6 protein-coding genes are annotated in these 7,203 nt (G+C 69.3%); 1 reads left to right on the top strand and 5 read right to left on the bottom strand.

Annotated elements, in window-relative coordinates; translation table 11 throughout:
• Positions 1 to 39: 39 nt before the first annotated feature.
• The 3 genes from ACFW3D_RS35300 to mmsA all read right to left on the bottom strand — a co-directional run bounded on the left by ACFW3D_RS35300 (position 40) and on the right by mmsA (position 4,082).
• Entirely contained in the window at positions 40 to 1,158 is a 1,119-nt protein-coding gene (locus ACFW3D_RS35300; RefSeq protein WP_500511503.1) for a substrate-binding domain-containing protein, read from the bottom strand.
• Positions 1,159 to 1,239: 81 nt separating this feature from the next.
• Positions 1,240 to 2,538, bottom strand: coding sequence for a multiple monosaccharide ABC transporter permease (gene mmsB / locus ACFW3D_RS35295; protein ID WP_500511501.1), 1,299 nt, complete (start codon positions 2,536 to 2,538; stop codon positions 1,240 to 1,242).
• Positions 2,535 to 4,082 carry a multiple monosaccharide ABC transporter ATP-binding protein gene (gene mmsA / locus ACFW3D_RS35290; RefSeq protein WP_500511499.1) on the bottom strand — a complete coding sequence of 516 codons (1,548 nt, stop codon included), beginning with the start codon at positions 4,080 to 4,082 and terminating at the stop codon, positions 2,535 to 2,537. The genes mmsB and mmsA overlap by 4 nt, the downstream gene beginning before the upstream one ends.
• Positions 4,083 to 4,347: 265 nt before the next feature.
• On the opposite strand from mmsA, the gene ACFW3D_RS35285 reads away from it, so the two are divergent.
• Positions 4,348 to 5,538, top strand: a complete 1,191-nt coding sequence (locus ACFW3D_RS35285; RefSeq protein ID WP_500511497.1) for an ROK family transcriptional regulator — start codon at positions 4,348 to 4,350, stop codon at positions 5,536 to 5,538.
• A 44-nt stretch (positions 5,539 to 5,582) separates the two neighbouring features.
• On the opposite strand, the gene ACFW3D_RS35280 is transcribed toward ACFW3D_RS35285, so the two are convergent.
• Together ACFW3D_RS35280 and ACFW3D_RS35275 are read right to left on the bottom strand one after the other, a co-directional pair.
• Positions 5,583 to 6,275 carry a TetR/AcrR family transcriptional regulator gene (locus ACFW3D_RS35280; RefSeq protein WP_500511495.1) on the bottom strand — a complete coding sequence of 231 codons (693 nt, stop codon included), beginning with the start codon at positions 6,273 to 6,275 and terminating at the stop codon, positions 5,583 to 5,585.
• On the bottom strand, positions 6,275 to 7,159 hold the full coding sequence (locus tag ACFW3D_RS35275; protein ID WP_500511493.1) for a class I SAM-dependent methyltransferase: 885 nt from the start codon (positions 7,157 to 7,159) through the stop codon (positions 6,275 to 6,277). Before ACFW3D_RS35275 ends, ACFW3D_RS35280 begins: the two co-directional genes overlap by 1 nt.
• Positions 7,160 to 7,203: the final 44 nt, after the last annotated feature.

Here is a 7,203-nt window from a genome sequence, read left to right as displayed (position 1 = left end):
GGCAGGGTCCGGGCGCCGGCGGCAGCGGTCTTGCGGGGACTACTTGGTGAGCGGGGAGAGCTTCGGGTCGTTGGCGTAGGCCTCGGCCGCGTTCTCCTTGGTCACGATGACCGGCGGGAGCAGGTACGACGGGACGACCTTGCTGCCGTTGTTGTACGACTTGGTGTCGTTGATCGTCGGCTTGCCGCCCTTCTGCAGGGACTGGACCATCTTGATGGTCTCGGCGACGAGCTTGCGGGTGTCCTTGTTGATGGTGGAGTACTGCTCACCCGCCATGATGGACTTGACCGACTCGACCTCGGAGTCCTGGCCGGTGACGACCGGGACCGGCTTGCCGGCGCCCTTCACCGAGGTGATGATCGCCCGGGCGAGGGTGTCGTTCGGCGAGAGCACGCCGTCGAGCGTCTTCTTGCCGTTGTAGGTGGAGTTCAGCAGCGAGTCCATGCGGCTCTGGGCGTTCTCCGCCTTCCAGCCCTGGGTCGCGGTCTGCTTGATGTCGGTCTGACCGGAACCGACAACGATGTCGCCCTTGTCGATGGCGGGCTTCAGCACCTCCATCGCGCCGTCGAAGAAGACCTTCGAGTTGTTGTCGTCCGGCGAACCGGAGAACAGCTCGATCGTGTAGGGGCCCTTGGCCTTCTTCGCCTTCATGCCGTCCAGCAGCGCCTGGCCCTGCAGCTGGCCGACCTTGAAGTTGTCGAACGCGATGTAGTAGTCGACGTCCTTCGTGTTGGTGATGAGCCGGTCGTAGGCGATGACGGTGGCGCCGGCCTGCTTGGCCTGCGCGACCTGGGTGGACAGCTGCGCGGCGTCGGTCGCGCCGATGACGATGACCTTCGCGCCCTTGGTGACCATGGAGGAGATCTGCGCCTGCTGGTCCGCGACGGTGGTCGAGGCGCCCGCGTACTGCACGTCGGCCTTGAAACCGGCGTCCTTCAGGCCGTTGGTGAACAGGTCACCGGCGAGCACCCAGTTCTCCGAGGTCTTCGCCGGGAGCGCGACACCGACCAGGGCGTCCTGCGCGAAGCCGCCCTTGGCGTCGCTGGTGTCCTTGCCGGTGGAGCCGGAGCCCTCGCGTTCGTTGGAGCACGCCGTGCCCAGGGCGAGCAGCGCGGCGGCGCCGATCACGGCGATGCCTCTGGTGATGGTTCTGCGCATGTGGGTTGTGCCCTTTCCTGGTGATGCGGGGAGAGACGAGCGCCGCCTGGTGCGGCACCCTGGGGGGGTACTGCCGGTCGGTCAGCCTGCGACCGGAGCCTTGTCTTGGTCGGAGGCCGGGTTCGGCGGGTCGACCGGTGTGGACGTCTCGTCCTGGCGGAACGGACGCATCAGGGTGCCGATGATCGAGAAGCGCCCCTGGCTCTTGCTGTAGACGTCGAACGCGACGGCGAGGAGGAGGACCAGGCCCTTGATGATCTGGACCATGTCCGAGCCCACGCCCTCCAGTTGGAGACCGTTGTTGAGCAGCGCCATGACGAGACCGCCGACGATGGAGCCGCTGATGGTGCCCAGACCACCGGAGACGGCGGCGCCGCCGATGAAGACGGCCGCGATGGCGTCGAGTTCCCAGCTCAGGCCGTCCTGCGGGCCGGAGGCCGCGGAGCGGGCCACGAAGATCATGCCGGCGAGCGCGGCCAGCACGGACATGTTCATCATGACCAGGAAGTTGACGCGCCGGAGCTTGACGCCGGACAGTTCGGCCGCGCGGGAGTTGCCTCCGACGGCGTAGATGTGCCGGCCCCCGATGGTGTTGCGGGTGTAGTACGAGTACGCCAGCACCAGGGCGATCAGGATGATGCCGGAGATCGGGAAGCTGGTGCCGATGCGTCCGCCGGCGAAGCGCAGCGTGGTGAAGACGATGATGCCCACCATCACCACGACGCGGATTCCGGTGACCCACAACGGCGCGGCGTCGGCGTGCATGACCCGCCGGGTCTGCCGGGCCCGCCACTCGCGCCAGACCACGCCCGCACAGGCGACCAGGCCGAGCAGCAGCGTCAGGTTGTTGTAGCCGGTGTCCGGTCCCACCTCGGGCAGGAAGCCGGCGCCGATGTCGCGGAACCCGGTGGGGACCGGCACGGTGTCGGCGTTGCCGATGTACTGGTTGCCGCCGCGGAACAGGAGCATGCCGGCCAGGGTGACGATGAACGCGGGCACCCCCACGTAGGCGACCCAGAAGCCCTGCCAGGCGCCGATCGCCGCGCCGACGAGCAGGCCGAGCAGGATGCCCAGCGGCCAGGGGAGCGAGTGCTCCTGCATCGTCTTGGCGACCACGATCCCGGTGAACGCGGCCACCGAGCCGACCGACAGGTCGATGTGTCCGGCGACGATCACCATCAGCATGCCGATGGCCAGGATCAGGATGTAGGAGTACTGGCTGACCACGGCGATGAGGTTGCCGGAGGTCAGGGTCAGGCCCCCCGTCCAGATCTGGAACAGGAGCACGATCGCGACGAGTGTGGCGATCATGCCGAACTGGCGGGCGTTGGAGGTCGTGCCCCCGAAGAGGTTCTTCTGCAGGTCTGAGATGCGGCTCATGGGCTCGGTGTCTTCTTCATAGAGGTCATCTGTTTCATGAGGAGTTCCGGGTTCGCGTCGCGGCGCGTCACCTCACCGGTGATGGCACCTTCGAACACCGTGTAGATGCGGTCGCACAGTCCGATGAGCTCGGGCAGCTCCGAGGAGATGACGATGACGCCCTTGCCCTGACCCACCAGCCGCTGGATGATCCCGTAGATCTCGTACTTGGCACCCACGTCGATGCCGCGGGTGGGCTCGTCGAGGATGAGCAGGTCGGGGTCGGTGAACATCCACTTGGCGAGGACGACCTTCTGCTGGTTGCCGCCGGAGAGCTTGACGACCTCCTCGTCCACACTGGGGGTCTTGATCCTCAGGTTCTGCCGGTACTCCTCGGCGATCGAGTGCTCGCGCACCGGGTCGATGACCTGGTGGCGGGAGATCTTCGACAGCTTGGCGGCGACCATCGAGGTCTTGATGTCGTCCAGCAGGTTGAGGCCGATCGACTTGCGGTCCTCGCTGACGTAGGCGAGGCCGTGCCGGATGGCCTCCGACACCGTCTTGAGGTGGATCTCCTCGCCGTCCTTGAAGACCCGTCCCGACAGGAAGGTGCCGTAGGAGCGGCCGAACAGGCTCATCGCGAGTTCGGTGCGCCCGGCGCCCATGAGGCCGGCGAAGCCGACGATCTCGCCGCGCCGCACCGTGAAGCTGGAGCCCTTGCACACCAGCCGTTCGTCGGAGGCGGGGTGCCGCACGGTCCAGTCGCGGACCTCGAAGAACACCTCGCCGATGTCGGGCGTGTGGTCGGGGAACCGGCTGTCGAGTTCCCGGCCGACCATGCCGCGCACGATGCGGTCCTCGTTCACGCCGTCGGCCTCGACGTCCAGGCTCTCGATCGTCCGGCCGTCGCGCAGGATGGTGATGGTGTCGGCGACCGCCTCGATCTCGTTCAGCTTGTGGGAGATCATGATCGACGTGATGCCGCGGTCCCGGAAGCCGCGCAGCAGGTCGAGCAGGTGCTGCGAGTCGGACTCGTTGAGGGCCGCGGTCGGCTCGTCGAGGATGAGCAGCTTCACGTCCTTGGCGAAGGCCTTGGCGATCTCGACGAGTTGCTGCTTGCCGACGCCGATGTCCTTGACGAGCGTGTCCGGGTCCTCCTTGAGGCCGACCTGCTCCATCAGCTCCAGCGCGCGGTGCTGTGCGGCCTTCCAGTCGATCCCGCCGCGTTTGCGCGGCTCGTTGCCGAGGAAGATGTTCTCCGTGATCGACATGCCGGGGACCAGCGCCAGTTCCTGGTGGATGATGACGATGCCGGCCTGCTCGCTGGCCCGGATGTCGTGGAACTTGACGGTGTCGCCCCGGTAGACGATCTCACCGGTGTAACTGCCGTGCGGGTGGACACCGCTCAGCACCTTCATGAGGGTCGACTTGCCTGCGCCGTTCTCGCCGCAGATCGCGTGGATCTCCCCCTCCTTCACCACCAGGTTGACGTCCGCGAGCGCCGTCACGCCCGGGAACGTCTTGGTGATGGACCGCATCTCCAGCAGCATCGGGGCGCGGCTCATGCGCGGAGCTCCACGCTGCGGACGCCGCGACGATCACGCGGGTCCGCCTCCCCTGGGATGCGACATTTCGTGGACATCAACTTGCCTCCGATGACACTGCGCCGTGCCTCCATGCCGGACCTGTTACGGCTTGGGCACCGGACTTTAAATCCATTTGTTTTACTAAGTCAACGCCCTTGAGCGGTATCGTCATTGCGGCAAGAGAGGAACGCGTGTGCGGCAAGCAGGAACAAACCTCCCCAAAGTCGGGCGGTACAACCGGGCGGTGGTCCTGGACCAGATCCAACTCGCGGACGGGATCAGCAGGGTCGAGATCGCCCAGAAGACGGGCCTGACCCCGCAGACCGTCTCGGGCATCGTGCGCCGTCTGCTGGACGAGGGGATCGTGCGCGAGGACGGCGCGAGCCGCGGCGCCGGCGGCGGCAAGCCCCGCACCACCCTGCGGGTGAACGCGGACGCGGGCAACGCCGTCGGCCTCGTCTTCGACCCGGTCGAACTCACCTGCTCCGTGGTCGACCTGCTGGGCCGGCCGCTGGTCGTCAAGCGGCGCCCCACTCCCCCCGGCACCGATCCGACGCACGTGGTGGCCGCCATGGCCGACCTGGTCGCCGAGGTGCTGACCGAGGCCGACGTACCGCGCGGCAACGTCCTGGGACTGGGCCTCGCCACCCCCGGCCCGATCGACCAGCGGAACGGCATGATCGTCGCCCCGCCCCAGCTCGCGCACTGGACCCGGGTGCCGCTGCAGCAGATGCTCAGCGATGCCACGGGGCTGCCGGTGACCCTCGACAACGACGCCACCGCCGCCGCGGTCGGCGAGCGCTGGTCCGGTGCGGGCCGGGGCGTGGCGAACTTCGCCTACCTGTTCTTCGGCACCGGCATCGGCGGCGGGCTGGTCCTCAACCACCAGGTCTACCGGGGCGGTTCGCTCAACGCCGGCGAGTTCGGCCACTCCACGGTGGTGTCGGACGGACCGGAGTGCTACTGCGGCAACCGGGGCTGCCTGGAAGGACTCGCCAACCCGTCCGCGATCGTGGCCGAGACGCACCGCCGTCTCGTCGACAAGCCCGGGGGCAGTACCCTGTCACCGGCGTTCGACCAGGACCCGGCCTCCGTCGACCACGCCGCGGTCCAGCGGGCGGCGGGAGCCGGCGACCCGATCGCGACCGCGGTCATCGACGAGGCAGCGCAGCACGTCGCCACCGTCGCCGTGTCGATCGCCAACTTCATCGACGTGGACCTCATCATCCTCGGCGGCCACGGCATCCAGCACGTGGAGTCCCGTTACGTCGACGCCGTCGCCACCGCGCTGGCCGGACGACCCCTGGCCCGGCACATCCGGGTGGTCCAGGTCGAGGCCTCCCCCCTCGGCTCCGACGCGGCCGTCGTGGGCAGCGCCGCGCTCGTGCTGCACGCCACCTACTCGCCGCAACTGTCGTCGCTCGTCCTGGACTGACGGACGGGCACGACGCGTGGCGGCGAGGATGGCGGACGACGAGGTCAGCGGGCAAGCGCCCCGATCAGGCGCTCGACCGCCGCCACGTACCCGGCGTTGTCCAGCCCGGGATCCCAGGCCGTCTGGAGCGCCAGCCCCTGGTAGATCGCGACGAACACCCTGGCCAGGCCGTCGGCCGGCCACGCGGCGTCCAGCTCGCCGCGCTCCTGCGCCGCCCGGACCAGCTCGGTGACGACGGCCCGGGGACGGTCCACGCCCTCGAGCGCGACGGCGTGCACCTGCGGCGCCCGCAGGGCCTCGGCCCAGATCTGGACGCCGAGTCGGACACGCACCCGCTCGTCGGGGGCGGCGAGCGAGCGCAGGAGTTCCAGGTAGCCTGCGGCGACGTCTCCGAAGGCGTCGGCGGTGTTCCCGTCGGAGTCACCGGCGGGGCTCTCCGCGGGGTTCCCGCTGGGGTTCCCGGCGGGGTTCCCAGCGGGGCTCTCCGCGGGGTTCCCGCTGGGTTCGTCCAGGCGCAGCCGGTGGGCCTGCTGATCGTGCCAGCGGTCCGCGATGGCCACGACCATGTCGTCCTTGTCGGCGAAGTAGCGGTAGACCAGGCCGGCGCTGAAGCCGGACTCGGCCGCGATGTCCTGGATGGTGGTGCGGTGGAAGCCCATGCGGGCGAAGCAGCGGGCGGCGGCGTCGAGGATCTGCGCGCGCCGTGCCCGCAGGTGCTCCTCACTGACCTTGGGCATCACTTCACCTCGGCCTGGGCGACGCGGTAGAAGGGAGCGGCCGGCTCGTGCCGCCCCAGGGGTTCCAGGTAACGCTCGGCGGCCTCCTTCGCCGACTCGTCCAGGGTGAGCTCCAGTCCGCGCTCGGCCAGGTACGCCGGGAGTTCGTCGGGGAGGAAGCCGAAGGTGAAGGGTTCCCCGGCCGCGCGCACGGTGTCCGCCCAGGCGGTGACGCCGTCGAAGCCGCCGCTGCCGTCCAGGGCCCGCCGGTCCATGTAGGTGAGGACGATCCGGCTCCCGGGCGCCAGCGTGGCGGCGAGCGCCGTGAGCGTGGTGTGCACCGAGTCCGCGTCGAGGTAGTTCGTCACGCCCTCCCAGACCACCACCACCCGGTCCGCGCCCAGTCCCGCGTCGCGCAGGGCGGCGCCGAGGTCCTGCCGCATCAGGTCCACCGGAACGAACCGCACGCCGTCCCCCCGCCGGCCCGCACGGGCGGACCACGCGCCGGCCAGTCCGCGCTTCACCGCCTGCGTCGCCGGGTGGTCGACCTCCAGGACGCCGGCCCCGCGCGCCGCTTCCAGCCGGAAGGCCCGGCTGTCGTACCCCGCGCCCAGCAGGACGAGTTGCCGGGCGCCGCGTTCCAGGGCGTCCACCACCAGGTCGTCGATCAGCCGGGTACGGACCACGGCCGAGGCGCGCGGACCGGCCGGCCAGCGCCGGTCGATCCAGCGCTCGAGGAACCCCGCCATCCCCGGGCAGCGGGCGATCGTCACGACCAGGCGGTAGCCGGGGCCGAGACAGGAGGCGGCGTAGGGGTCCGTGAACAGCCGTGGCCCGCGGCGCACCGACTCCAGTGCCCGGAAGAGCGCGACGTGCTGCGCGGTGCGGCTGGGTGTGCTCTGCATGACCCCATCATAATGAATGAGCGTCCATTTTTTTATCCGCGGTC

Source organism: Streptomyces sp. NPDC058864, from assembly GCF_042742985.1.
GTDB lineage: Bacteria > Actinomycetota > Actinomycetes > Streptomycetales > Streptomycetaceae > Actinacidiphila.
Note: the sequence above shows the minus strand (reverse complement) of the source record. Positions and strands in the feature narration are given on the sequence as shown.